The following is a 25,554-nucleotide window of genomic DNA, read 5'->3' as shown; positions in this document are numbered from 1 at the left end:
CGGATGCCTCTTTCTCGGTCCCTTCGGAGTCCGGCTCTCCGGACTCCCTGGGGCCGAGTCTGGGCCGACGGGTGGCGAAACGGCATCCCTTCTTGCGGGATCCGCAAAAACGACGAGCGTGCCGCCCGGGGTCAGGGCAGGACGGTCACGTACACGACGGGCGAGAGCGTCTCACCCGCGCTCATGCGCAGCGCGTTGCGCCCCTGGTAGGCGAGTCTGACGCGCATCGAGTACGTCCCTCGCGGCGTGGTGCCGACCGTGGCGGGCAGCGTCACCCACAACGCGCCCTGTCGCTGCTGCAGGGTGACCGGGGTCCCGGCGGGCAGACCGCGGGCCTCGCCGTGGATGCGGAACTCCTCCGCGCTCCGCACGCTGCTCGCCGAGACGTTCGCCGTGAGCGACGGCCCCGGGGCGGCGGGAGGCGGAGTGGTCGGCGCCGCGGCGTACGCGGCCGGGCGGTTCGCCGCGCCCGCCGTGTCCGGGGCCGGGCCCAGGAACAGCGCCCCGGCGGCGAGACCGACGAGGGCGACGAGCCCGGCGGTGGATACGTACTTCAAGGGGTTCATGCTCAGGTCTGACTTCAACGTGGCATCCGTGTCTGGGCGTTGAGCCCGCAGTGTCGAGTCCGCGGTGTTGAGTCGCGGCGGGGGAGGGGGAATCGCGTGGCACTGCGCGTGCCCGCGCCGGATCAACATAGGCAACTCGCCCCACATTGCAGCGATTCGACGCGCAGGCGGTCGTGGTGGCGGATACTGGGGGTCCGGGGCTCATCTCGTACGGCGGGAATGTCCCGCCGGGCCGGCCGGTTCGGTTGGTCGAGCAGACGAGTGCGTGTGCGAGTCGGCGGGTACAGGAGGTGGCGCGGTGGGCGCCCGGGAACTGGAGCGGGTCGATCTGGGCGAGGTCCCCTACCTCGACGCCATGGAGGCCATGCGGGGCTGGGTCGAACAGCGCCGCGCCGGCACTCTCGGTGACCGTCTCGTCCTGCTGACCCACCCGCCCGTCATCACCTACGGCACCCGTACACCTGCTGACGAACTGCCGCGCGCCGACTCACCGGTCCCGCTCGTCGAGGTCGACCGCGGAGGCCAGGCCACCTACCACGGCCCCGGCCAGCTCGTCGGCTATCTGATCCTGAATCTGCGCGAGCGCGGCCCCGGCGACATCGTGCGCCAGGTGGAGAACGCGCTGATCGACGCGGTGGGCTCCCTCGGTTTCGACGCGGTGCGCCGCGACACCCCGTCCGGCGCGCAGAGCCTGGTGGGCGTGTGGACGCCGGGCCACGCCAAGCTGGTCTCGATCGGGATGCGCATCCGCGGCGGCGTCACGAGCCACGGCTTCGCGCTCAACATCGCGTCCGACCTGGACGAGTTCACACGGTTCACCGCGTGCGGGCTGCCCGAGGTGGCGATGACCTCCCTCGCCGAGATGGCCGCCGCACGGGGCGTCGCGGCGCCCGCCGAGGCGGCGGTCCGGGACGCGGTGGCCGAAGCCTTCGGGGCGCGGCCGCGCTGAGAGCCCGTGCACGTGAGCGTGCCGAGCGACCCGCTCACGTATGCAGCGCCGCCTCGTCCTCCACGTGCCCCTCGGGCTCCAGCTGGATCGTCGAGTGGGCCACGTCGAAGTGGCCGCCGACGCACCGCTGCAGGCGGCCGAGCAGCTCCCCGTAGCCGTCCGCGAGGGCCGCCTCGGTCACCACCACGTGGGCGGTGAGCACCGGCATCCCCGAGGTGACCGTCCAGCCGTGCAGGTCGTGCACGGCGACCACACCCGGCTCCTCCAGCAGATGCCGGCGCACCTCGCCGAGGTCGACGTCCTGCGGAGTCGCCTCAAGGAGGACATGCACGGAGTCCCGCAGCAGCCCGTACGCGCGCGGCACGATCAGCAGGCCGATGACGATCGAGGCGATCGGGTCGGCGGCCTGCCACCCGGTCAGCAGGATGACCAGACCGCCCACGATCACCGCGACCGAGCCGAGCGCGTCGCCCAGCACCTCCAGGTACGCGCCCCGCAGGTTGAGGCTCTTGTCCTTGGCGTCCCGCAGCAGCCATAGCCCCACCAGGTTGGCGAGGAGGCCGCCCACCGCGACCACGAACATCAGGCCGCCCTTGACCTCCACCGGCTCGCTGAACCGGCCGATCGCCGACCACAGGACCCAGACGAAGATGGCGACGAGCAGCAGCGCGTTCAGGACCGCGGAGAAGATCTCCACCCGGTAGAACCCGAAGGTGCGGCGCGGTGTCGGCGCGCGCTGCGCGAGGGTGATGGCGCCGAGGGCCAGCGAGACGCCCACCGCGTCGGTCAGGCTGTGCGCGGCGTCGGCGAGCAGCGCGAGGCTGCCGGACAGCAGCGCGCCGACGACTTGGAGGAGCGTGATCGCACCGCTGATGCCGATGGTCCACAGCAGGCGGTTGCGGTACGTGCCGCTGAGCGTGCCGCCCGCCGTCGCCGCGGCCGGGCCGTGGTCGTGCCCCATGCCCGCGATCGGATCACGCGGTGGGGCGGGCCGCCACCGAGCGGTCGGCCACTCGGCGCAGCGGGTGACCGTCCGGTGCGGCGGGCCGGACGGTGCGGTGGACCGGATGGTGTGACGAGCCACCCGGTCGCGGCGGCGGGAGACGGTCAGTGCAGGCGCGGCGAGACCGAGGCGTCCCGCTGGTGCGGGATGCCGAGCGGCGGGGGCAGTTCGCCCTGCTGGACGGTGACCGTGCGCGCCGGGGCCGGGACCCGGATGCCCTCGGCGCGGTAGCGCTGGTGCAGGCGCTTGATGAACTCGTGCTTGATCCGGTACTGGTCGCTGAACTCCCCGACGCCGAGGATGACGGTAAAGCTGATTCGCGAGTCGCCGAAGGTGTGGAAGCGGATGGCCGCCTCGTGGTCGGGGACGGCGCCGGTGATCTCGGTCATCACCTCGTCCACGACCTCGGTCGTGACCCGCTCGACCTGCTCCAGGTCGCTGTCGTAGCTCACCCCGACCTGGACCGTGATCGACATCTCCTGCTCGGGGCGGCTGAAGTTGGTCATGTTGGTGCCGGCCAGCTTGGCGTTGGGGATGATCACGAGGTTGTTGGAGAGCTGCCGGACCACGGTGTTGCGCCAGTTGATGTCGACGACGTACCCCTCCTCGCCGCTGCTGAGCTGGATGTAGTCGCCGGGCTGGACGGTCTTCGCGGCGAGGATGTGCACACCCGCGAAGAGGTTGGCCAGCGTGTCCTGCAGCGCGAGGGCCACCGCGAGACCGCCCACACCCAGCGCGGTGAGCAGCGGCGCGATGGAGACGCCGAGGGTCTGCAGGACGATCAGGAAGCCCATCGCGAGCACCACGACCCGCGTGATGTTCACGAAGATGGTGGCCGACCCCGCCACCCCGGAGCGCGACTGCGCGACGGCCCTGACCAGGCCGGTGACGATCCGGGCCGCCGTGAGCGTGGCCGCGATGATGAGCAGTGCGGTCAACGTCATGGTGACGTTGCGTCCGGTGCGCGGTGCGAGCGGCAGCGCGCCCGCCGCCGCGGCGATGCCGGCCGTGATGGCCGCGCAGGGGACGAGGGTGCGCAGGGCGTCGACGATGACGTCGTCGCCGCTCCACCGGGTGCGGCTGGCCCGCTCGCCCAGCCAGCGCAGCAGGGCGCGCAGCAGCAGCCCGGCCAGGACGCCCGCGGCCACCGCGATCCCGGCGGCTATCCAGTCGTGCAGTGTGAGGGCACGGGTCATCGGACTGCTCCCGTCGTACGGGACGCGCATCGCGTCGGACGGTCGGCGCGGCGCGCCGTACGGGACGTGTGATCCGCCGTACGGGACGCGTACGCGGCATGAGGCACGTACTCCGCCGTACGGGGCGATGACCCCGTGACGCGGCGCATGTGATGTGACGTCACCTTGAGATACCTGCTCGATTCAGGGAGTTCGGTTCACGCCGGGCCGGCGGACCCGGCCCCGCGCGGACGTCATCCTGCCCCATCGGGCGCCGCCGGGCACACGTGCCCCCACCTGGATCTTCACGAACCGGCCACGCCCGCCGACCGGCGGACCGACCCGTTCCGGAGCCGCCCGCGCGGCCGCGCGCACCCCGCGCCGAACCCGTCCCGTCGAAGGGGTTCCCGGGCCCGGCGAGTTATGCAAGTCTCCTTTCCAATTCCGTGTGCCGCCGGACATCGCGGCCCGTCAACAGGGCTGCCGTCGCACGGACATGAGGTGAAGCACTGATGCGGAACACGGCACGCGGGCACGACCTGATGGCGCTGCGGCGGCTCAACACCACCGTCGTGCTGCGCGCCCTCCACCGCCGCAGCCCCCGCACCCTCGCCGAACTCGCCGCCGCCACCGGGCTGTCCCGCCCCACCGTCGAAGCCGCCGTCGAGGAGCTCGCCGAGCGCGGGCTCGTCGGCGAGGCGGCCGACGGACCGGGCGGGCGCACACCGGGGCGGCCCGCCCGCCGGTTCCGCTTCCGCACCGAGGCCGGACACGTGCTCGGCGTCGACATAGGGCTGCACAAGGTCGTGCTGCTCCTCGCCGACCTCGGCGGCACCGTCCTCGCAGCCCAGCGCCGCGACATCGATCCGGAAGCGGGCGGTGGCGCCCGGCTCGAACTGCTGCGCCACGAGACGGAGAGCTTCCTCGACGCCCACGCCCCGCGCCGCGCCACCGTCCTCGCCCGCTGCGTGGGCGTGCCCGGGGTGGTGGACACGGGCGGGGTCGTCACCTCGGTCGTGGTGCCCGAGTGGTCCGGCGTCGACCTCGGGCGGCTGATCGAGGACGACGGGCCCGGCCACACCCTCGTCGAGAACGACGTGAACCTCGCGGTCCTCGCCGAGCGGTGGCAGGGCGCGGCCACCCTCGCCGCCGACGTCGTCTGCGTCCTCACCGGGCACCGCGTCTCGTGCAGCCTCACCATCGGCGGCCGGCTGCACCGGGGCAGACGCGGCGGTGCGGGCGAACTGGGACTGCTGCCGCTGCTCGGCCTGAACACCGCCCAGGAGGCCCTGCGATGGCCGGGCGCCCGGCGCGAGGGCGAGTCCGAGGTCGCCGCGCTGGCCCGCGCCGCGGACACCGCGGACCCGCGGGCCCTGGCCGCCGTCGCGGAGTTCGCGGACCGGCTCGCCCCGGGCGTCGCCGCGCTCTGTCTCGCCGTCGATCCGGAACTGGTCGTGCTGACCGGCGGGGCCACCCCGGTCGGCCGGCACCTGGTGCCGCTGCTCCAGGAGCGGCTGCGCCCCCTGGCCCTGCACGTCCCGCGCATCGCGCTGAGCTCGCTCGGCGAGCGGGGCGTGGCCATCGGCGCCGTACGCAAGGCGCTCGACCACGTGGAGGAGGAACTGCTCGCGGACACGGCGTCCTGACGGCGCGCCCGGCGACGGGAGCGGACCGCGGCGGCGCCCGACGACTTCCTGGGAGGCGAAGGCGCGGATGCGCAGAAGGACACTGCTCGGCGGGGCGCTCGCGGCCCCCTTGCTCGCCGCCTGCTCTGGCGGGAACGGCGGCTCGGACGGCGGAGGCGGGGGCCGCACGACGCTCTCGTACGGGATGTGGGATCCGGCGCAGGTGCCGGGCATGGAGAAGATCATCGCCGCGTTCGAGAAGGCGAACCCGCGGATCTCCGTGCGGATCGAGCTCACCCCGTGGTCGAGTTACTGGACCACCCTCAAGACCTCGATGCGCGGCGGCACCGCCCCTGACGTCTTCTGGATGAACGCCGTCAACATCCAGCTGTACGCGTCGAGTGGCGTCCTCGAACCGCTGTCCGGCCACATCAAGGCCGACGCCACTCCCGTCGACCGCCACCCGCGGGCCCTGGTCGAGCTCTACTCCTACCGCGGCACGCAGTACGGCCTTCCCAAGGACTTCGACACCATCGGCCTCTGGTACAACAAGCGGCTGTTCGACAAGGCGGGCATCTCCTACCCGGACGCGGACTGGACCTGGGACGACGTGCGCGACGCCGCGGCCGAACTCACCGACCCGCACCAGCGCGTGCACGGCTTCGCCGCCGAGATGGACCGGCAGATGAAGATCTACCCGGCCGTCTGCGGCGCCGGCGGATACGTCATCGAGGACGGCCGCTCGGGCTTCGGCGACGACCGGTCCATCGAGGGCCTGCGCTTCTTGACCGACATGATCGACCGGGGCTGGTCGCCGCCGCAGAGCGCGATGACCGAGTCCGTCGGCCGGGTGCGCTACTGGTCGGAGAAGGTCGCCATGAACTACGACCTGTCCGCGATGGCCGGCCAGATGTACGCCGTGCCCGCGCTCAAGGACCACGGCGGCATCGCCGTGCTGCCCAAGGGGCGGCGCCGGGCCACCATCATCCACGGCCTCGCCAACGTGATCTCCGCCAAGAGCCGCGAGAAGGCGGCGGCCTGGAAGTTCGTGCACTTCATGGCCGGCCGGGAAGCCGCCGAGATCCAGGCGAAGGCGGGCGTCACCATCTCCTCGTACGAGGGAACGCAGGACGCCTGGCTCACCTCGATGCCGGAATTCGACCTCAAGCATTTCATCGAGATGCAGAAGTACGGCGTTCCCTATCCGAGCTCCAGGAACACCGCCGTGTGGGAGAACCTCCAATACCCGCTGCTCGGCGCAGCGTTCAGCGGAAAGGGCGGCATCGAGAGCGCCGCCCGCACGCTGGGCGAACAGATGGACCGGGCCCTGAAGGAGGAACGCGACTCATGAGTGTCTTTCCCGCCACGGCCGCCGCGAAAGCGGCCGAACGCCGCGCCACCGCGTCCGGCTCCCGCCCCCGGTCCCGCAACGACAAGACCGCGTACCTGTTCGTCGCGCCCCTCGGCATCGGCTTCGCCGTCTTCTACTTCTGGCCGCTGCTGCAGACGTTCTACTTCAGCTTCACCGAATTCGGGGCGTTCGGCGGCCACACGTTCATCGGCACCGACAACTACGTGCGCGTCGTCAAGGACGTCACCGTCTGGCAGGCCCTCGGCAACACCCTGATCTACACCCTCATCGGGCTCACCGCGCTGCCGATCGCGATCGTCGTCGCCTCCCTCCTGAACCGGCGCGGCCTGCGCGGCGTCGCGGTCTACCGGGGCCTGTACTTCGTGCCGTTCGTGACCCTCCCGGTCGCCGTCGGCCTGGTCTGGAACTGGCTCTACAACGGCGACTTCGGGCTTCTCAACGAAATCCTGAGCTGGTTCGGCGTGGACCGGCACTACTGGGTCTCCGACCCCTCCACGGCCGTCTACGCGATCGGCACGGTCATCGTCTGGTCGACCACCGGCTACTACTTGATCATCTTCATGGCGGGCATCAAGGGAATTCCGCGCGACTACTACGAAGCCGCGGAGATCGACGGGGCGGGCGCGCTGCGCAGGTTCTTCACCATCACCCTGCCGCTGCTCAGCCCCACCCTCTTCTTCGCCTCGATCATCTGCATGATCAATTCACTGCAGACCTTCGATCTCATCTACATCATGATGGCCGAGAAGAATCCCGCGATCGGAGACACCCAGTCGATCGTCGGCCTCTTCTACAAATGGGCCTTCGTGGAGAACGCGCAGGGCGCCGCGGCCGCGCTCGCCTTCCTGCTGATGCTCGTCATCGCGGGTCTGACCTTCCTGCAGTTCCGGCTCCAGAAGAGGTGGGTGCACTATGCCTGACGCGACCGGAAAACCGGCCGGACAGCGGCGCTTCGACGCCGGATCCCTCGCCACCCACGCCGTCCTCTCGCTCGGCGCGCTCGTGATGGTCTTCCCCTTCCTGTGGCAGCTGCTCACCGCGCTCAAGACCCTCGCGGAGACCTCACGAGTGCCGCCCACGTTCCTGCCCGACACCTGGAACTGGTCCAGTTTCGACGAGGTGTTCTCCTCGCTGCCGTTCCGCGAGATGCTCACCAACAGCCTGATCAACACCGTCGGGCGCACCCTCGGTCAGCTCGTCTTCTGCTCGCTCGCCGCCTACGCGTTCGCCCGCATGCAATTCCGGGGGCGCAACGCGCTGTTCGCGCTCTTCCTGTCCGTCCTGATGGTGCCGAGTTCGCTTCTGGTCCTTCCGCAGTACGACATCGTGCAGTGGCTCGGCCTGCTGAACACCGCGCCCGCGCTCTTCCTGCCCGGCATGTTCAGCGCCTTCGGCACCTTCATGCTCCGGCAGTTCTTCCTCGCGCTGCCCAGGGAGCTGGAGGAGGCCGCCCGCATCGACGGCGCCGGGGCGTTCCGCGTCTTCTGGTCCATCATGCTGCCGCTGATCCGGCCCGCGCTGGCCGCCCTGGCCGTCATCACCGCCATGTGGTCCTGGAACGACCTGCTGTGGCCGCTCATCGTCAACACCGACCCGCAGCAGATGCCGATCAGCGCCGGACTGACCTCCCTGGAGGGCCAGTTCGAGACGAACTATCCCGTCATGATGGCCGGTTCGCTCATCGCCAGCCTGCCGATGCTGCTCGTCTACCTCTTCCTGCAGCGGCACTTCGTGCAAAGCGTCGCCCTCTCCGGCTCCAAGACCTGACCCGCCCCCCTCGGCACGTCCACAGCACTGCCCACGGCAAGGAAAGGCAGCCCCTCTATGCCACCGCTCCACATCGGCCTGTTCGGCGCAGGCGGCATCGCCCGTGCCCATCTGCCCGGCTGGCTCGCGCTCGGCGCCCGGGTGAGCATGTACACCGTCGACGGCTCCGCCGAGAAGCTCGCGTCCGAGTACGCCGGGCGCGGGCACGACGTCCGGTCCGTGGACAGCCCCGGCGCGCTCCTCGCGGACGCGGACGCCGTCGACGTCTGCACCCCCACCCCCACCCACAAGGACCTCGTCCTCGCCGCCGTCGCCGCGGGCCGGCACGTCGTCTGCGAGAAACCGCTCGCCCTCACCGCCCGTGACGCCGAGGAGATGGCGGCGGCCGCCGACGCGGCGGGCGTGCGGCTCCATCCCGCCCATGTGGTGCGCTATTTCCCCGCGTACGCGGCCCTGCGGCGGGCCGTCGTCCGCGGCGACCTCGGCGAACTCGCCGTGCTGCGCTTCACGCGCGGCGGGGCCAGGCCCCAGTGGGCGCCGTGGTTCGGCGACCCGGCCCAGTCCGGCGGCGTCATCATGGACCTGATGGTGCACGACATCGACATCGCCCGCTGGCTCGCGGGCGACGTGGTCCGCGTGCACGCACGGACCCGCGGCGTCGAACGCGCCACCGGCACCCCGCCCGAGGTCGTCACCGCCACCGCCGTCCTCACCCACGCCTCGGGCGCCGTCAGCCACATCAACGGCCTGTGGGGCCTGCCGGACCAGCAGTTCCGTACGACCTTCCGGGTCGCGGGCCGGGACGGCCTGCTGCACCACGACTCCACCGCCGTGCCCGGCTTCCGCATCACCGCACAGGGCGTACGGGCGGCCAACGAGGGCATCCCGTCGAGCCCCATGACGGAGAGCCCCTTCCACGCCGAACTCCGCGACTTCGCGGCGTCCTGGCGGGAGGGCGGGCCCGGCGACGGCGGACCCGCACCCCGCGTGAGCACCCGCGACGGCGTCGAGGCCGTGCGGATAGCCGAGGCCGCGGTGGAGTCCAGCCGCACCGGCCGCGTCATCGAGATCGAGGAGGCAGCACGATGAAGGTCGCCGTCCTGTCGTTCGCCCACGTCCACGCCGCCGGGTATCTGCGCCTCCTCGCCCGCATGCCCGGCATCGAGGTCCTCGGCTGCGACCCGGACACGGACCGCGCCGCCCCCGGCGAGGTGCGCGGCCGCGCCGTCGCCGACGCCGCGGGCACCGGGTACGCGGACACGTACGAGCAGGTCTTCGCCTGGGGCCCGGACGCGGTGATCGTCTGCTCCGAGAACGCCCGGCACCGGCCGCTGGTCGAGCTCGCCGCGGCGCACGGCGTGCCCGTCCTCTGCGAGAAGCCGCTCGCGGCCTCGGTGGCGGACGGCGAGGCGATGGTCGCCGCCTGCCGCGCCGCGGGCGTGCGGCTCGCGGTCGCCTACCCGGTGCGGTTCAGCCCCGCGTACGCCGCCGTGAAGTCGGCCGTCGCCTCGGGCCGGACGGGACGGATCCTCGCCGTGTCCGGCGCGAACAACGGCGCCATGCCGACCCGCGCCCGCCGCTGGTTCGCCGAGCCCGAACTCTCCGGCGGCGGCGCCCTCATGGACCACACGGTGCACATCGCCGACCTCCTCGACGACCTCTTCGGCGAGGCGCGGGCCGTGGAGGTGTACGCCCAGACCAACAACCTCCTGTACGCGGGCGAGGTCGCCGCCGAGACCAGCGGCCTGGTCAGCGTCACCTACGCGGACGGCGCCGTCGCCACCATCGACTGCAGCTGGTCCCACCCCCGCTCCCACCACTCCTGGGGCGGCCTCGAACTCACCGTCGTCGGCGAACGGGCCACCCTGGAGATGGACGCCTTCGACCAGAACGTGCACGGCTTCAGCGAACGGCAAGGGCGCGGCATCGAGGTTCCGTTCGGCGTCGACCTGGACGAACTCATGCTGCGTGCCTTCCTGTTCGGCCCCGCGGAGGACGACATGACGGTCGCCGACGGCGAGGGCGGCCTGCGCACGCTGCGCATAGTGGAGGCGGGCTACGCGTCGGCCCGCAGCGGGGTGCCGGTGGCTCTGTAGGAATTTGCCGGCCTCGCAACCTCGCATGACAGCTCCGGGTATTAGTTGTAGCCTCACAATGGTTGTGACAACACAAACAAATGAGCGCACCCACTCGCGCACCCACCCGCGAACCCGCCGCGCACCCACCCGAGGAGTCCCGTCATGCCGGAGGACGCCGCCCGCCCGCGGCCCTGGCTCGTGCTCGCCATCTGCTGCATGAGCATGCTGATCGTCAGTCTCGACAACACCATCCTGAACATCGCCCTGCCCTCCATCCAGCGTGACCTGCACACCTCGGTCTCCGGACTGCAGTGGACCGTCGACGCCTACACGCTGGTCCTCGCCGCCCTGCTGATGCTGTCGGGCTCGACCGCCGACCGCGTGGGCCGCCGCCGCACGCTCCGGGCGGGACTGGCGATCTTCACCGCCGCCTCCCTGCTCTGCGGACTCGCCCCCGGCCTCGGCTGGCTCGTCGCCGCCCGCATCCTGCAGGCCGTCGGCGGCTCGATGCTCAACCCCGTCGCCATGTCGATCATCAGCAACACCTTCACCGACCCCCGCCGGCGAGCCCGTGCCATCGGCGTGTGGAGCGGCGTCGTCGGCATCAGCATGGCCGCCGGGCCGATCATCGGCGGAGCGCTCGTCGAGTCGGCGGGCTGGCGGTCCATCTTCTGGATCAACGTGCCGATCGGTCTGGCCGCGCTCTTCCTCGTCCGCAAGTACGTCCCGGAATCGCGCGCGGCCCGCCCCCGCCGCGTCGACCCGGTCGGCCAGGCACTCGTCATCGTCCTGCTGCTCACCCTCACGTACGCCATCATCGAGTCGCCGACCCGCGGCTGGACCTCGCCCCTCGTCGCCGGCAGCGCGGTCGTGGCACTGTGTGCGCTGCTCGGCCTGCTCCGGTACGAACCGAGGCGCACCGACCCCCTCATCGATCTGCGGTTCTTCCGTTCCGCCCCGTTCGCCGGCGCCACCGTCATCGCGGTCGCCACCTTCGCCGGGCTCGGCGGGTTCCTCTTCGTCAGCTCGCTGTATCTGCAGAACGTGCGCCACCTCGACCCGCTGGACGCCGGCCTCTTCATGCTGCCGATGGCCCTCATGGCGCTGCTCACCGCGCCGGTCTCGGGCCGCATGGTGGCCGCGCGCGGGCCGCGCACGCCGCTGCTGCTCGCGGGGGCCGCGCTGTGCGCGAGCGCCGTACTGCAGGCCCTCACCTACTCCACGCACATGCCGACGGCGCTGCTCGTCGTCGCGTATCTGCTCTTCGGCACCGGATTCGGCCTGGTCAACGCGCCCATCACCAACACCGCCGTCTCGGGGATGCCCCGCTCGCAGGCGGGACTCGCCGCCGCGGTCGCCTCCACCAGCCGGCAGGTCGGCCAGTCCCTCGGCGTCGCCGTCATCGGCGCGCTCATGGCCGGCGGGGTGCACGCGGGCGCGGCGGGCTTCACCGACGCGGGCCGCACGGCCTGGTGGATCATCGGGGGCTGCGGCGCCGCCGTGCTGGTCACGGGTACGCTCACCTCCGGCCGCTGGGCCAGGGAAACGGCCCGGCGCACCGCGCGGACGCTCGCCGCCGAGGACGCGGAGGGGACGAAGGAGACAGTGAAGGCCTGATGGAGCGCGCACACGACACCGAGCCGCAGGCGGCCGACGACGCGGCCCTCAGGACGGCGACCCGGGTCTGGCAGGGCCTGAACACGCTGGTGCTCGACCGGCACAACCGGCGCAAGGCGGTGGCCGATAGCCTCGGCATGAGCTTCAGCCGCATCAGGGCGCTGCGCCGCCTCACCGGCGACCCGATCACGCTGCGGGACCTGACCGTGCGGCTGGGCAGCGACCCGCCCTACACCAGCGTCATCGTCGACGACCTGGTCCGCCGCGGCCTCGCCGAACGCATCACCAACCCCGACGACCGCCGGTCCAAACTGGTCCACCTCACCGAGGAGGGCCGGGCCGCGGCCGCCCGCGCCACCGCGATCCTCACCACACCGCCCGACGCGCTCCTGGAGCTGCCGGACGAGGACATCGAGGCGCTCGACCGCGTTCTGGCGAAACTCTTGAAAGCATAGCCGCGCGGTGCGACCGCCCTACGACCGGAGCCCGGTCCCGAACGGATCGGCCGGGTATTAGCGTGGACGGGACAGATCGACCGACAAGATCCGAGGTGCCCGGCCCATGCCAAGCCGCAGCGAGAGCCGTACCGAGCTCATCGAGTCACTCATGGAGCGGTTCCCGCACGTGCCGCGGGAAGCCGTCATCAAGGAGGATCTGCTGCGCGGCGGCATCGCCTTCGACGAGTCGGCGCTGAGCGACAACGAAGGCGGCGAGGTCAAGCCGAAGTCGTACTTCATCTTCTCCTTCGACCACGGCACGCTCCCCGAACTGGGCGCCGCGGCCCTGCGCCGACCGCCCGAGGAGATCGTCCTCACCGGCGGCCCCTACGAGCTGCGCCGCACCGTCGTCTCGGTCCGCGTGAACCCGTCCTCGCCCTACCGCGTGGCCGCCGACGACCACGGCGTCCTCGGCCTGTACCTGGACGGCGCCCGGATCTCCGACGTCGGCCTGCCGCCGATGCCGGACTACTACCGGCACACGCTGGAGAACGGCAAGTCGGTGATGGAGGTGGCGCCCACCATCCAGTGGGGCTACCTCATCTACCTGACGGTCTTCCGGGTCTGCCAGTACTTCGGCGCCAAGGAGGAGTGCCAGTACTGCGACATCAACCACAACTGGCGCCAGCAGAAGGCGGCCGGCCGCCCCTACACGGGCGTGAAGCCGATGGACGAGGTCCTCGAAGCCCTCGCCATCATCGACAAGTACGACACGAACAAGTCGTCCACCGCGTACACGCTCACCGGCGGCGCCATCACCACACAGCTCCAGGGCAAGGACGAGGCCGACTTCTACGGCCAGTACGCGAAGGCCATCGAGGAGCGCTTCCCGGGCCGCTGGATCGGCAAGGTCGTCGCCCAGGCGCTGCCCAAGGCGGACGTGCAGCGCTTCCACGACTACGGCGTGCGGATCTACCACCCCAACTACGAGGTGTGGGACCCCTACCTCTTCGAGCGGTACTGCCCCGGCAAGGAGCGCTACGTCGGCCGTGACGAGTGGCACCGCCGCATCCTGGACTCCGCCGAGGTGTTCGGGCCGCGCAACGTCATCCCCAACTTCGTCGCGGGCGTGGAGATGGCCGAGCCGTTCGGCTTCAAGACGGTCGACGAGGCCATCGACTCCACCGTCGAGGGCCTGCAGTACTTCATGTCGCGCGGCATCACGCCCCGCTTCACCACGTGGTGCCCCGAGCCCACGACGCCGCTCGGCAAGGCGAACCCGCAGGGCGCCCCGCTGGAGTACCACGTGCGGCTCCTGGAGGCCTACCGCGCCACGATGGAGGCCAACGGCCTGTCGTCGCCCCCCGGTTACGGCCCCGCGGGCCCCGGCAACGCAGTCTTCTCGGTCAGCTCGTTCATGGACAGCCTGCCCGCCGAGGCGGCCGCCCCGGAGGACGCGGTCGTCCCGGCCGAGGCACCGTAGGCCCCGCCCGGACGCCTGCCCGGGGCGTGAGAAACCCCGGGCAGGCCTCCGGGACACCGTGTTACGGTCGGTGCGGGTCACGAGTTCCAGCGCCAAGCCCCGGCTCGCTGGACGGCACCCCGCTCCGTCGCGGGTGCCCCGGGTGACGACCCGCCCCGTGCGACGTGCACGGGGAACGGCGGATCACCGGGGTCGGCGACACCCGGGGTCCACGACTCCGGAGGCGCACCATGACGCACCAGCACGCCACTCCCACCCTCGCGGCCGACGACGCCGCGCACGACGAGCCCGCCGAGCAGGTCGACGTACTGCTCTCCTCGTACGACGTACGCGACGACGGCCTGATCCCGCTCCACCTCCTCGGCCCCACCCTGGGCGCCCCCGCCGCGCTCCGCACTTCCGACCCGGAACGGCTGCGGGCCCAGCTGCGCGCCCACCACGGCGTCGTCCAGTGGGAGCCCGGCCGCAATCTGCTGCGGCTGCGGCACGGCACCGGCCGCGCCACCCTGATCCCGCTCGATGCGGACCTGCCCACCGGCCGTCCCGCCCTGCCCACCGGTCAAGATCACCGCTTCGTAGGATGACGGCGTGATCCGGACGCGGGCGACCCCCGGGTCCGGGCGGCGCGACAGTCAGCCACCCAGAGCCGGAGGTCCCCCGTGCAGCACCACCCCGTCACCGTCGTCACCGGCGGCAGCCGCGGTATCGGCGCGGCCGTCAGCGCCCGTCTCGCCGAGGACGGCCACGACGTCGTCATCGGCTACCGCTCCGACGAGGCGGCCGCCGAAGAGGCCGCCGACGCGGTCCGCGCGGCCGGCCGCCGCTGCGTCACCGTCCAGGTCGACACCGCCGACGAGGCCGACGTCGACCGCCTCTTCGACACCGCCGCCGCCGAACTCGGCCCGGTCACCGGTCTGGTCAACAACGCCGGCGTGAGCGGCCCCGTCGGCCCCCTCGCGGAGGCCGACGCCGAGGGCATGCGCCGGGCGCTCGAAGTGAACGTCCTCGGCTATCTGCTCTGCGCCCGGCGCGCGGTGCGGGACCTGACCGCGAACGGCGGCGGCGCGATCGTGAACGTCTCGTCCGCGGCGGCCACCCTCGGCGCCCCCGGCGAGTACGTCCACTACGCGGCGGCCAAGGGCGCCGTCGACACGCTGACGGTCGGCCTCTCCAAGGAGGTCGCGGGCGACGGCATCCGCGTCAACGCCGTGGCCCCCGGCGTGATCTGGACCGAGTTCCACGCCGACCCCGAGCGCCCCGCGAAGCTCGCCGCGGGCATCCCCCTGGGGCGCTCGGGCCGGCCGTCGGAGATCGCGGCGGCCGTCAGCTGGCTGCTCTCCGACGACGCCTCGTACGCGACCGGCACGATCGTGCGGGTGGCAGGCGGTCGCTGACGCCGTCCGCGGAGCGGGCTCGGGCCGTGACCGTGACTCAGACGATGTTCTCCGCGACCTCGGCCTGCTCGCGGTCCGAACCGTACGCCTGCGGCGTGCTGTAGGAGCGGCGCGCCACGAACCACCACACGGTGGCCAGAAGCAGCACCGCGGCGAGTGCGATCGACGCGTAGTTCATCGAGTCGACGGTCACCGGGGAGACCTGCGGCAGGCAGAACAGCACCGTCACGAACAGCACCCAGACCACCGCGATCCAGCCGACCGGCTTGCTCCAGCGGCCGAGGTTCCACGGCCCCGGCTGGAAGCGGTCGCCCGCGCGAAGGCGCAGGTAGATCGGGATGGCGTACGCGGGCGTGATGCCGATGACGTTGATGGCGGTCACCGCCGTGTACGCGGTCGTCGAGTACAGGGAGGGCAGCGCGATGACCGCGGCGAGCCCCACCGACAGCCACACGGCGGGCACCGGCACCTGGGTGCGGGAGCTGACCTTGCGCCAGATCGCCGAGCCGGGCAGCGCGTTGTCGCGGCTGAACGCGAACACCATGCGGCTGGCCGCGGCGGTCTCCGCGTTGCCGCAGAACAGCTGCGCCACGATGACGATGAGCAGCAGCGCCGTCGCGCCGGACTCGCCGATCGCGTCGATCATGATCTGCGCGGGCGGCACCCCGGTCGAGCTGTTCTGGGCGCCCACGTAGTCCTGGATGGCGAAGCTCAGCCCGGCGAGCAGGACGAAGCCGGCGATCCAGGACGCCCAGATGGCGCGCACGATGCCGCGTGCCGCGGTGACCGAGGCGTTGGAGGTCTCCTCCGACAGGTGCGCGGACGCGTCGTATCCGCAGAACGTGTACTGGGCGAGGAGCAGGCCGATCGCCGTCACGTAGAGCGGGTTGTCCCAGCCCGTGTCGTTCACGAACGTGCCGAAGACGGACGACGCCGACTGGTGGTGGTCCGGCACGATCAGGAGGACGCCGACGATCACGGCGACTCCGGCCACGTGCCACCACACGCTGATCGAGTTGAGCAGGCTGACCAGCCGCACGTTGAACAGGTTCAGGACGGCGTGCAGGAGCAGGATGCACAGGAAGATCAGGAAGGTCTTCTCGGGGGTCGGCGTGAAGCCGAACTTCAGGTTCAGGAACGCGCCGGTGAACAGCGCGGCGCCGTAGTCGATGCCCGCTATCGCGCCGAGCAGCCCGAGCAGGTTCAGCCACCCCGTGTACCAGCCCCACCGGCGTCCGCCGAGCCGGTCGGCCATGTAGTACAGGGCGCCCGACGTCGGGTACGCGCTGGTGACCTCGGCGAGCGCCATGCCGACGCAGAGCACGAACAGGCCGACGCCCGCCCAGCCCCAGAGCATCACGGCGGGGCCGCCGGTGTTCATGCCGAAGCCGTACAGCGTCATGCAGCCGGACAGGATGGAGATGACCGAGAAGCTGATGGCGAAGTTGCCGAAGCCGCCCATGCGGCGGGCCAGGACGGGCTGGTAGCCGAGTTCTCTCAGGCGTTGTTCCTCGTCCTGGCGTGGCGCTGGGACGGTGCTCGACGACCAGGTGGTGCGGGACACGGTGGGACCTCCGGGGGGAGCGGCGGGGGAGCGCGGGGAGAAGGGACGGGTGGGCGGGCTAGCCGGGGCCGCGGGACGCGCTGAAGCAGCGGGCGCGGGCCTGGACGAAGACCTCGGCGGCGGCGTCGGCGTCGCCGGGGGAGTGGGTGCGGTACGCCCACGGGACCGTGGTGAAGAACGGGTCGAGGGCCTGGAAGACCCGTGAGGCGTCGTGGAACTGGTGCGCGCCCCACAAGGCGTGGGCGAGGTAGTTGAGGTCGAGCAGCGAGGTCGCGGAGGGCGTCGTGTGGTCGAACCACAGCTGCAGGGCGAGCAGCGCGGAGCGGGTGGCGTCCTCGGATATCCAGTGCAGGTCGAGGGCCTGCTCCTGGCCGGACTCGCGGCGGTACCGCTCGACGCGCACGTAGAGCGGCAGCAGGTGCAGCGCTGATCCCGCGGGCGCGGCGGCCGACGCCCACTGCACGAAGTTGTACGCCTCGGTGAGGGGGCCTCCCGTGCGGCGCCCGTACACGAACTGCAGCATCCGGTGGTACGCCTCGCGGTTGCCCGGATCCCGCTTGTCGGCCTCGGCGAGCAGCTGCCAGGGGCCGGGGAAGAGCATCGGCTCAGGCGGCGCCGCCCGGTGCTCGTCCCACCGCTGGCCCACGTCGAGCTGGGCCAGGGCGAGCAGGCAGATCCACGGAACCGGGTCCTCGGGCGACAGGGCGGACGCGTCGCCGCACGCGGCGACGGCCTCGCGCCACAGGTCGTTGGTCTTGTGGTGCCCCGTGCGGTGCGCGCGCAGGGCACGCTCCACCAGGACACGGGCGTGCAGCACCGCGGCCGACGCGCTGTGCGGCTCCTCGGCACGCCAGGCCCGCACCACGTCGGAACCGGCGACGGCGGCGCCGAGGACCTGTGTGCGTTGCGTCCACAACCCCCAGTCGGGTGTCTCGGTCAGCAGGTTGCGCGTGGAGACCCAGCGACCGGTCCTGAGGTCCTGGAGCACCGCGCGCAGCGCTTCGTCGTGGCCTGCCGGGTGGTACACCGGGCGGCCTAACGCCATGGGCATGAGTCCTCTGTTGGGGGAAGAGGGCGGAGGTTGAACGGTTAAACGATGCGGGTGTTACGGGAGTTGAGGATGTGACATGGCCGACAGTGTAGATCCGGCCCTTCCGGTGCCAAGGCCATTCGTGGATCTTTTGTGACCTTGATTTGTCAACACGGCACGCCGAACGGTCATTTGGTGTGCAGAACGTGTCATTCAGGTCCCTTGACGCCCTCCGGGCGGCTGTAGCACGCTGCCGCGGTGATCACCTATGAGCGGCCTTCGGCGCAGCGGCCCGTGCTCGCCGTCGACCAGGGCACGTCCGGCACCAAGGCCCTCGTCGTCTGCCCGGAACGCGGCGTGATCGGCGCGGGCGCGGCCGTGGTGCGTCCCCGCCACCTCCCCGGCGGCCTGGTCGAGGCCGACCCCGCCGAGCTGTACGGCTCCGTCGTCGCGGCGGGCCGCGCGGCGCTGGCCGACGCGGGCGAGCCGGTCGCCGCCGTCGGCCTCGCCAACCAGGGCGAGACGGTCCTCGCCTGGGACCCGGACACCGGGAAGCCGCTCACCGACGCCCTCGTCTGGCAGGACCGCCGCGCCGCATCCGTCTGCGCCGGACTCGCCGAACACGCCGAGGAGTTGCGGAAGCTCACCGGGCTGCCGCTCGACCCGTACTTCGCGGCGCCCAAGATGGCGTGGATACGCCGCCACCGCACCCGGCGCGGCGTGGTCACGACCAGCGACGCCTGGCTCGTCCACCGGCTCACCGGCGCCTACGTCACCGACGCCGCGACGGCCGGCCGCACCCAGCTCCTCGACCTCGACACGGTCCAGTGGTCACCGCGCGCCCTGGAGCTGTACGGACTCGGCGACGAGCGGCTGCCCGAGGTCGTCGACGCGGCAGGACCCGTCGGGACGACCACCGCCTTCGGCCCCGAACTCCCCGTCACCGGCCTCCTCGTCGACCAGCAGGCCGCCCTGCTCGCCCAGGACGTGACCATGCCGGGAAGCGCCAAGTGCACCTACGGTACCGGGGCGTTCCTGCTCGCGCAGACCGGATCGCGGCCGCGGCGCGGCGCCTCGGGGCTCGTCAGCTGCGTCGCCTGGCGGCTCGCGGGGCGCAGCAGCTACTGCCTCGACGGGCAGGTGTACACGGTCGCCTCGGCCGTCCGCTGGCTCACCGACCTCGGCGTGATCGCGGGGGCGGAGGACATCGACCCCGTCGGCTCCGCCGTACCGGACGCCGGCGGCGTCACCTTCGTACCGGCCCTCGCGGGGCTCGCCGCGCCGTGGTGGCGCGGTGACGTGCGCGGGTCGCTGACCGGACTCGGCCTCGACACCACCCCGGGCCACCTGGTGCGCGCCCTGTGCGAGGGCATCGGGGCGCAGGTGGCCGCGCTCGCCGACGCGGTGACCGCCGACCTCGGGGAGCCCCTGACGAGCCTGCGCGTCGACGGCGGCCTGACCCGCTCGGCGCTCCTCATGCAGACCCAGGCCGACCTGCTCCAACTCCCCGTCGAGGTCTCGGCGTTGCCCGACGTCACCGCGCTCGGCGCGGCCGCCGTCGCCCGGATCGGCCTCGACCCCTCCCTCACCGTCGCGGACGCGGTCCCCGCGTGGCGGCCCGCCGCCGTCTACGAACCACGGATCGACGCGGACCGGGCGGCCGAACGCCTCGCGGGCTTCCGCTCCGCCGTGACCGCCCTGACGGAACGTACGCCCTGATGGCCGTGGTCAGGCGGGGCGCGCTGCCCGACGTGACGTACGACGTGGCCGTCGTCGGCGCGGGAGTCGTCGGCGCGGCCGTCGCCCGTGACCTCGCCCGCCGCCCCGGCCTGCGCATCGCCCTGGTCGAGGCCGCGAACGACGTCGGTGAGGGCACGTCGAAGGCGAACACGGCGATCCTGCACACCGGCTTCGACGCCGTGCCCGGCTCCCTGGAGGCCCGCCTGGTCCGCGAGGGCAGCCGGCTGCTCGCCGCGTACGCCGCCGAGACGGGCATCCCCGTCGAACCCGTCGGCGCACTCCTCGTCGCCTGGAACGCCGAACAACTCGACGCGCTGCCGGGGCTGTTGGCGAAGGCGGAGCGCAACGGCTACACGGACGCCCGCATCATCGGCCCCGCGGAGGTCCGGGCCCGCGAGCCACATCTGGGCCCCGGCGCCCGCGGCGCGCTCGACGTCCCCGGCGAGAGCATCATCTGCCCCTGGACCACCACCCTCGCCTACGCCACCCAGGCGGTCCGCGCGGGCGTGGACCTGCTCCTCAACTGCCGCGTGGAGGACGTCGGTCCGACGGCCGACCCGCACGTGCTGATCACCGCGCGCGGCCCGGTGCGCGCCCGGTACCTCGTCAACGCCGCGGGTCTGCACGCCGACTCCCTCGACCGGCTCCTCGGCCACGACGACTTCACCGTCACCCCGCGCCGCGGCCAGCTCCTCGTCTTCGACAAGCTCGCCCGCGACCTGGTGCGGCACATCCTGCTGCCGGTCCCCACGGCGCTCGGCAAGGGCGTCCTGGTGGCGCCGACCGTGTACGGGAACGTCCTGCTCGGACCCACCGCCGAGGATCTGGACGACAAGACGGCCACCGGATCGACGGCCGACGGCATCGCCGCACTGCGCGAGCAGGGCGGCCGGATCCTGCCCGAGCTGCTCGACGAGGAGGTCACCGCGGTCTACGCCGGACTGCGCGCCGCCACCGAGCACGACGACTACCGCATCAGCGTCCACAAGGAACAGCGCCGTGTCACCGTCGGCGGGATCCGCTCCACCGGCCTCACCGCGTCCCTCGCCATCGCCGCCCACGTCACCGAACTCCTCGGCGCCACGGGACTGCACCTGGCCGAGCCCCGTGAGCTGCCCGCCGTCCGCATGCCGAACCTCGGTGAGGCCTTCCCGCGCCCCTGCGAGCGCGCCGACCTCATCGCGGCCGACCCCGCGTACGGCGACGTGGTCTGTCACTGTGAACGCGTGAGCCGCGGCGAGATCCGCGACGCGCTCGCGTCGACCGTGCCGCCTGGCTCGCTCGACGGGCTGCGCCGTCGCACCCGGGCACGGAGCGGCCGCTGCCAGGGCTTCTACTGCGGGGCCGAGGTGCGGGAACTCTACGAACGGGGTGCGGAGTTGGGTACCGGATGAGGCGCGAGCGCATCGTCGACGTGCTGGTCGTCGGCGCGGGGCCCGCGGGCCTCGCCACCGCGGCCGGGCTCGCCGCGTCGGGCGTCGGCGAGGTCGAGGTCGTGGACCGGGAACGGCAGGCGGGCGGAGTCCCGCGGCACTGTCTGCACGGCGGCTTCGGACGCCTCGGGATGACCGGGCCGCAGTACGCGGAGCGCTGCGTGGCGGCGGCCGTGGGCCACGGCGCGGTCCTGCGGACCGGGGTGAGCGTGACCGCGTGGTCGGCGCCGCTCACCGTCGACACCACCAGCCCGCGCGGCCTCGAACGCATCACCGCCCGCGCGGTCGTCCTCGCCACCGGCGCCCGCGAACGGCCCCGCGCCGCACGCCTCGTGCCGGGCACCCGGCCCGCCGGGGTCTTCACCACCGGCGAGCTCCAGCAGGCCGTCCACCTGCACGGACAGCGGGTCGGCAGCCGGGCCGTCGTGGTCGGCGCCGAGCCGGTGAGCTTCGCCGCCCTGGACACGCTGCGGCGGGCCGGGGTCACCGTCGCCGCGCTGGTCACCGAGCATCCGCACCACCAGGCGGCACGGGCCCGCGCCTTCGACGCCCGGCTGCGGCACGGCGTCCCGCTGCTCACCGACGCCACGGTCACCGAACTCCTCGGCCGAGGCCGCCTCTCGGGCGTCGCGCTGCGGCACCGGGACGGCAGGACCGCGCAGGTCGCCTGCGACACCGTCGTGTTCACGGGTGACTTCGTCCCCGACCACGAACTGGCAAGGCGCGGCGGGCTGTCGATGGACCCCGGCACCCGGGGCCCGGCGGTCGACGGCGCCTTCCGCACCGACGCGCGCGGCGTCTTCGCGGTGGGCAACGTCCTGCACGCCGCCGAGCCGGCCCGTGCGGTGGCGCACGAGGGGAGCGTTGCGGCAGCGGCCGTGCGGCGCTATCTCCACGACGGCGACTGGCCGGCGACGACGGTGCCGCTGCGGGTCGCGGCGCCGCTCGCCTGGGTCGCCCCGAACCGGCTGACCGAGGACGAGCCGAGCGAGGGGTTCGTCCTGCGGACCGCCGCGTTCGTCGCGCGCCCGGCTCTGGTGATCACGCAGGACGGCAGGACCCTGCACCGCGCGGGACTGCGCCGCCCGGCCGTCCCGAACCGTCCGTTCCGTATCTCCGGGAGCTGGACGGCGCGGGTGGACGCCAGGGGCGGCGCGGTGCGGGTCGCGCTGGGGTAGCGGCTTCGCGCTGCGGTACGGATGAGGGGCTCGCGCTGCGGTACGGGTGGGCGGCTCGCGCTGCGGTACGGATGGGCTGCACGCCCCGCCGAGGTCCGGCGTGCCCGGACCCCTCTTCCCATCGCCCCCGCCTCCCGCATAGACTCCAAAACTAGCAGCGCTAATTTACGTATCGATTCACATAGCGACTCGATCCACCCCATAGCGACTCGATCCACCCGCGAGACCCGCGAGACCGAAGCAACGAGACCCCGCAGAACGATCCGGAGCCGTATCGTGCGCACCGTCCACTTCGCCGCCGCCCGCCGCACCCCCATCGGCAGACTCCGCGGCGCCCTCTCCTCCGTCCGCCCCGACGACCTCGCAGCGGGCGTCGTGAAGGGCCTCCTCGCCGACATCCCCCAGCTGGACCCCGCCAGGATCGACGACGTCTACTGGGGCGCCGCCAACCAGGCGGGCGAGGACAACCGCAACGTCGCGCGGATGGCCGCCCTCCTCGCGGGCCTCCCGGAGTCCGTGCCCGGGGCGACCGTGAACCGGCTGTGCGCCTCCGGCCTCGAAGCCGTCACGACCGCCGCGCGCACCGTCGCCGCCGGCGAGGCGGACATCGTCCTCGCGGGCGGATCCGAGTCGATGAGCCGCGCGCCGTTCGTCCTGCCCCGCCCCGACGAGGCGCTGCCGCACCGCATGGAGACCGCCGACACCCGCCTCGGCTGGCGCCTGACGAACCCGGCGATGAAGGACCTGCACGGCGTCCTCGCGATGGGCGAGACCGCCGAGGAGGTCGCCGCGCGGTACGGCATCGCCCGCGAGCGCCAGGACGAGTTCGCGCTCCGCAGCCACCAGCGCGCCGCCGCCGCCCGCAAGGACGGCCACTTCGACGACGAACTCCTCCCCGTCACCCGGCCGGACGGCACCGTCGTCGACACCGACGAGTGCGTGCGCGAGGACACCTCGTACGAGAAGCTCAGCGGTCTGCGGCCGGTCTTCCGCAAGGACGGCACCGTCACCGCGGGCAACGCCTCGCCGATGAACGACGGGGCCGCCGGGCTGCTGCTCGTCAGCGAGGAGGCGCTGAACGACCTCGGACTCGAATCCCTCGGGCGGTACGCGGCGGGCGCCTCCGCCGGCGTCCACCCGGACGTCATGGGCATCGGACCGGTCCCCGCCACCCGCAAGGTGCTCGACCGGATGGGCTGGAGCATCGAGGACCTGCACGAGGCGGAGTTCAACGAGGCGTTCGCCGCGCAGGCGCTGGCCTGCGTCGACGCCCTCGACATCGACCCGGAGCTGGTCAACCCGTCCGGCGGGGCCATCGCGCTCGGCCACCCCCTCGGCTGCTCCGGCGCCCGCATCCTCACCACCCTGCTGCACCGCATGCGGCGCACCGGCGCCACCCGCGGCCTCGCGACCATGTGCGTGGGCGTGGGGCAGGGCAGCGCGCTCCTGGTCGAGCGCGACTGACGACGGTTCCGCGCCGACATCGCCGAGGCGGCGGCGCGATCTGACGGCGGCGGCGAGTGCGCGCCGCCACCGTCAGGAACGACGTGCCGCACCGCAAACCCCCTCCGGAATGTGATCCACCGCAAGCCCACGGAAACGGAGCACCCTCCCTCATGGCCACGCTCTCCCTCGCCGCGATCCTCGCCGAGCCCGCCCGCCGCCACCCGGACCGCATCGCGCTCGTCGAGGGCGATCTGCGGCTGTCCTTCCGGGAGTTGTGGCACCAGGCCCGCGCCCAGGGAGCCGCCCTCGCACAGCTCGGTGTGCGGCCCGGGGACCGCGTCGCCATGATGGCCCCCAACACCGCGGAGTTCCCCCGCGCCTACTTCGCGATCCTCGCCGCCGGTGGCGTCGTCGTCCCCGTCCATCTGCTGCTCTCCGCGGACGAGGTCGAACACGTCCTGCGGGACAGCGGCGCGACCCTGCTGCTCTGCCACCCCGCCCAGGCGGCGACGGGCGCGGCCGCCGCCGAGGCCGCGGGGGTGCGCATGGTGCGCCTCGGCGACGAGGGCGAGCTGGAGGCGCTGGCCCGCGCCACCGAGCCCCTCGCCTCGTACGCCACCCGCAACGCCGACGACCCGGCCGTCGTCTTCTACACCAGCGGCACCACGGGCGTCCCCAAGGGCGCCGTGCTCAGCCACTTCAACCTGGTGATGAACGCGACGGTCAACGCCTTCGACGCCAACGACGTGCGCCCCGACGACATCGCGCTCGGCGCGCTTCCGCTCTTCCACGCCTTCGGCCAGACCGTCTCCATGAACTCGACGTGGCGGGCCGGCGCGACGCTGGTCCTGCTGCCGCGCTTCGACGCCGCGCGGGCCATCGAGCTGATGGTCGAGGAGGAGGTCAACACCTTCCACGGCGTGCCCACCATGTACGTGGGGCTGGCCGCCGCGGCCGAGGCCGCCGAGCGTCTGCCCCGGCTGCGCATCTGCATCTCGGGCGGCGCCTCGCTGCCCGTCGCCGTCCTCGAACGGTTCGAGAAGGCCTTCGGCACCCCGGTCTACGAGGGGTACGGGCTCTCCGAGACCTCCCCGACCGCCGCCGTCAACCAGCCCGACTTCGGCACCAGGCCCGGCAGCGTCGGCCATCCGCCGTGGGGCGTCGACGTGGAGATCGCCCGCGCGGACGTCGAGGACCGCGTCGAACTGCTGCCGACCGGCGAACTCGGCGAGGTCGTCGTCCGCGGCCACAACGTCTTCTCCGGCTATCTGGGCCGCCCCGAGGCGAGCGCCGAGGCCCTGGTCGACGGCTGGTTCCGCAGCGGCGACCTCGGCACCAAGGACGCCGACGGCTTCCTGACCATCGTCGACCGCAAGAAGGACGTCATCATCCGCGGAGGCTTCAACGTCTACCCGCGCGAGGTCGAGGAGGTCCTGATGCGCCACCCGGCCGTCGCCCAGACCGCGGTGATCGGCCTGCCCGACCCCGTGCACGGCGAGGAGGTGTGCGCGGTGGTCGTCCCGGCCGCCGAGGCCACGCCCGAGACGGCGGGCGAGATCATCGCGTGGTCCAAGGAGCACCTCGGCCGCCACAAGTACCCCCGGCTCGTCGAGTTCATCGACGCGTTCCCGCTCGGCCCCAGCATGAAGGTCCTCAAACGGGAACTGCGCGCCCACTACGGCGCGTGAGAATGCCCG

At 72.5% G+C, this 25,554-nt stretch carries 22 protein-coding genes and 1 riboswitch; of the genes, 17 read left to right on the top strand and 5 right to left on the bottom strand.

Annotation, left to right across the window (positions count from 1 at the left end; genetic code table 11):
• Positions 1-131: 131 nt before the first annotated feature.
• Positions 132-557 (bottom strand): hypothetical protein, encoded by a 426-nt coding sequence (locus tag ACZ6CV_RS14645; protein WP_469251146.1) that lies wholly within the window; start codon positions 555-557, stop codon positions 132-134.
• A gap of 307 nt (positions 558-864) precedes the next feature.
• Between ACZ6CV_RS14645 and lipB the strand changes: the two genes are divergently transcribed.
• Entirely contained in the window at positions 865-1,515 is a 651-nt protein-coding gene (lipB, locus tag ACZ6CV_RS14640) for a lipoyl(octanoyl) transferase LipB (protein WP_469251145.1), read from the top strand.
• 34 nt (positions 1,516-1,549) lie between these two features.
• Here the strand turns inward: lipB and ACZ6CV_RS14635 are convergent, their stop codons facing one another.
• Both ACZ6CV_RS14635 and ACZ6CV_RS14630 read right to left on the bottom strand, forming a co-directional pair.
• Complete coding sequence (locus ACZ6CV_RS14635) at positions 1,550-2,476, bottom strand: cation diffusion facilitator family transporter (RefSeq protein ID WP_362361280.1); 927 nt, start codon at positions 2,474-2,476, stop codon at positions 1,550-1,552.
• A gap of 146 nt (positions 2,477-2,622) precedes the next feature.
• Positions 2,623-3,714, bottom strand: coding sequence for a mechanosensitive ion channel family protein (locus ACZ6CV_RS14630; protein WP_362361283.1), 1,092 nt, complete (start codon positions 3,712-3,714; stop codon positions 2,623-2,625).
• 491 nt (positions 3,715-4,205) lie between these two features.
• Here ACZ6CV_RS14630 and ACZ6CV_RS14625 point away from each other — a divergent pair, with 491 nt between their 5' ends.
• The 11 genes from ACZ6CV_RS14625 (at position 4,206) to ACZ6CV_RS14575 (ending at position 15,466) form a co-directional block, all read left to right on the top strand.
• The gene (locus ACZ6CV_RS14625) at positions 4,206-5,339 is read left to right on the top strand and encodes an ROK family protein (protein WP_469251144.1); all 1,134 of its coding nucleotides are present in this window, start codon (positions 4,206-4,208) and stop codon (positions 5,337-5,339) included.
• Positions 5,340-5,406: 67 nt separating this feature from the next.
• Positions 5,407-6,669: an ABC transporter substrate-binding protein gene (locus ACZ6CV_RS14620; RefSeq protein ID WP_469251143.1), complete on the top strand. Its 1,263-nt coding sequence runs from the start codon at positions 5,407-5,409 to the stop codon at positions 6,667-6,669.
• Positions 6,666-7,610: a carbohydrate ABC transporter permease gene (locus tag ACZ6CV_RS14615; RefSeq protein ID WP_469251142.1), complete on the top strand. Its 945-nt coding sequence runs from the start codon at positions 6,666-6,668 to the stop codon at positions 7,608-7,610. Before ACZ6CV_RS14620 ends, ACZ6CV_RS14615 begins: the two co-directional genes overlap by 4 nt.
• Entirely contained in the window at positions 7,603-8,457 is an 855-nt protein-coding gene (locus ACZ6CV_RS14610) for a carbohydrate ABC transporter permease (RefSeq protein WP_469251141.1), read from the top strand. The genes ACZ6CV_RS14615 and ACZ6CV_RS14610 overlap by 8 nt, the downstream gene beginning before the upstream one ends.
• 57 nt (positions 8,458-8,514) lie before the next feature.
• A complete protein-coding gene (locus ACZ6CV_RS14605) occupies positions 8,515-9,546 on the top strand; it encodes a Gfo/Idh/MocA family protein (protein ID WP_469251140.1) in 1,032 nt (343 codons plus the stop codon).
• Positions 9,543-10,553, top strand: coding sequence for a Gfo/Idh/MocA family protein (locus tag ACZ6CV_RS14600; RefSeq protein WP_469251139.1), 1,011 nt, complete (start codon positions 9,543-9,545; stop codon positions 10,551-10,553). Before ACZ6CV_RS14605 ends, ACZ6CV_RS14600 begins: the two co-directional genes overlap by 4 nt.
• A 144-nt stretch (positions 10,554-10,697) precedes the next feature.
• Entirely contained in the window at positions 10,698-12,152 is a 1,455-nt protein-coding gene (locus ACZ6CV_RS14595; protein WP_469251138.1) for an MFS transporter, read from the top strand.
• A complete protein-coding gene (locus tag ACZ6CV_RS14590; RefSeq protein WP_469251136.1) occupies positions 12,152-12,607 on the top strand; it encodes a MarR family winged helix-turn-helix transcriptional regulator in 456 nt (151 codons plus the stop codon). The genes ACZ6CV_RS14595 and ACZ6CV_RS14590 overlap by 1 nt, the downstream gene beginning before the upstream one ends.
• A gap of 106 nt (positions 12,608-12,713) precedes the next feature.
• Positions 12,714-14,072 (top strand): radical SAM protein, encoded by a 1,359-nt coding sequence (locus tag ACZ6CV_RS14585; protein ID WP_469251135.1) that lies wholly within the window; start codon positions 12,714-12,716, stop codon positions 14,070-14,072.
• Between the two features lie 75 nt (positions 14,073-14,147).
• Positions 14,148-14,257, top strand: a riboswitch (SAM riboswitch).
• Positions 14,258-14,302: 45 nt separating this feature from the next.
• Complete coding sequence (locus ACZ6CV_RS14580) at positions 14,303-14,656, top strand: hypothetical protein (RefSeq protein WP_469251134.1); 354 nt, start codon at positions 14,303-14,305, stop codon at positions 14,654-14,656.
• Positions 14,657-14,731: 75 nt separating this feature from the next.
• A complete protein-coding gene (locus tag ACZ6CV_RS14575) occupies positions 14,732-15,466 on the top strand; it encodes an SDR family oxidoreductase (RefSeq protein WP_469251133.1) in 735 nt (244 codons plus the stop codon).
• Between the two features lie 37 nt (positions 15,467-15,503).
• On the opposite strand, the gene ACZ6CV_RS14570 is transcribed toward ACZ6CV_RS14575, so the two are convergent.
• A complete protein-coding gene (locus tag ACZ6CV_RS14570) occupies positions 15,504-17,030 on the bottom strand; it encodes an amino acid permease (RefSeq protein WP_469251132.1) in 1,527 nt (508 codons plus the stop codon).
• A 58-nt stretch (positions 17,031-17,088) separates the two neighbouring features.
• Positions 17,089-18,081 carry a hypothetical protein gene (locus ACZ6CV_RS14565; protein WP_469251130.1) on the bottom strand — a complete coding sequence of 331 codons (993 nt, stop codon included), beginning with the start codon at positions 18,079-18,081 and terminating at the stop codon, positions 17,089-17,091.
• A 237-nt stretch (positions 18,082-18,318) separates the two neighbouring features.
• On the opposite strand from ACZ6CV_RS14565, the gene ACZ6CV_RS14560 reads away from it, so the two are divergent.
• From ACZ6CV_RS14560 to ACZ6CV_RS14540, 5 genes are all read left to right on the top strand, one after another.
• On the top strand, positions 18,319-19,779 hold the full coding sequence (locus ACZ6CV_RS14560) for an FGGY family carbohydrate kinase (protein WP_469251129.1): 1,461 nt from the start codon (positions 18,319-18,321) through the stop codon (positions 19,777-19,779).
• Positions 19,779-21,194, top strand: a complete 1,416-nt coding sequence (locus ACZ6CV_RS14555; RefSeq protein ID WP_469251128.1) for an FAD-dependent oxidoreductase — start codon at positions 19,779-19,781, stop codon at positions 21,192-21,194. The genes ACZ6CV_RS14560 and ACZ6CV_RS14555 overlap by 1 nt, the downstream gene beginning before the upstream one ends.
• Positions 21,191-22,411 (top strand): NAD(P)/FAD-dependent oxidoreductase, encoded by a 1,221-nt coding sequence (locus ACZ6CV_RS14550; RefSeq protein WP_469251127.1) that lies wholly within the window; start codon positions 21,191-21,193, stop codon positions 22,409-22,411. The genes ACZ6CV_RS14555 and ACZ6CV_RS14550 overlap by 4 nt, the downstream gene beginning before the upstream one ends.
• A gap of 276 nt (positions 22,412-22,687) precedes the next feature.
• Complete coding sequence (locus ACZ6CV_RS14545; protein WP_469251126.1) at positions 22,688-23,875, top strand: thiolase family protein; 1,188 nt, start codon at positions 22,688-22,690, stop codon at positions 23,873-23,875.
• Between the two features lie 152 nt (positions 23,876-24,027).
• Complete coding sequence (locus ACZ6CV_RS14540) at positions 24,028-25,545, top strand: long-chain-fatty-acid--CoA ligase (RefSeq protein WP_469251125.1); 1,518 nt, start codon at positions 24,028-24,030, stop codon at positions 25,543-25,545.
• Positions 25,546-25,554 lie beyond the last annotated feature (9 nt).

Source organism: Streptomyces sp. NPDC041713, from assembly GCF_055591085.1.
This window is presented reverse-complemented; position numbering and strand designations above follow the sequence as displayed.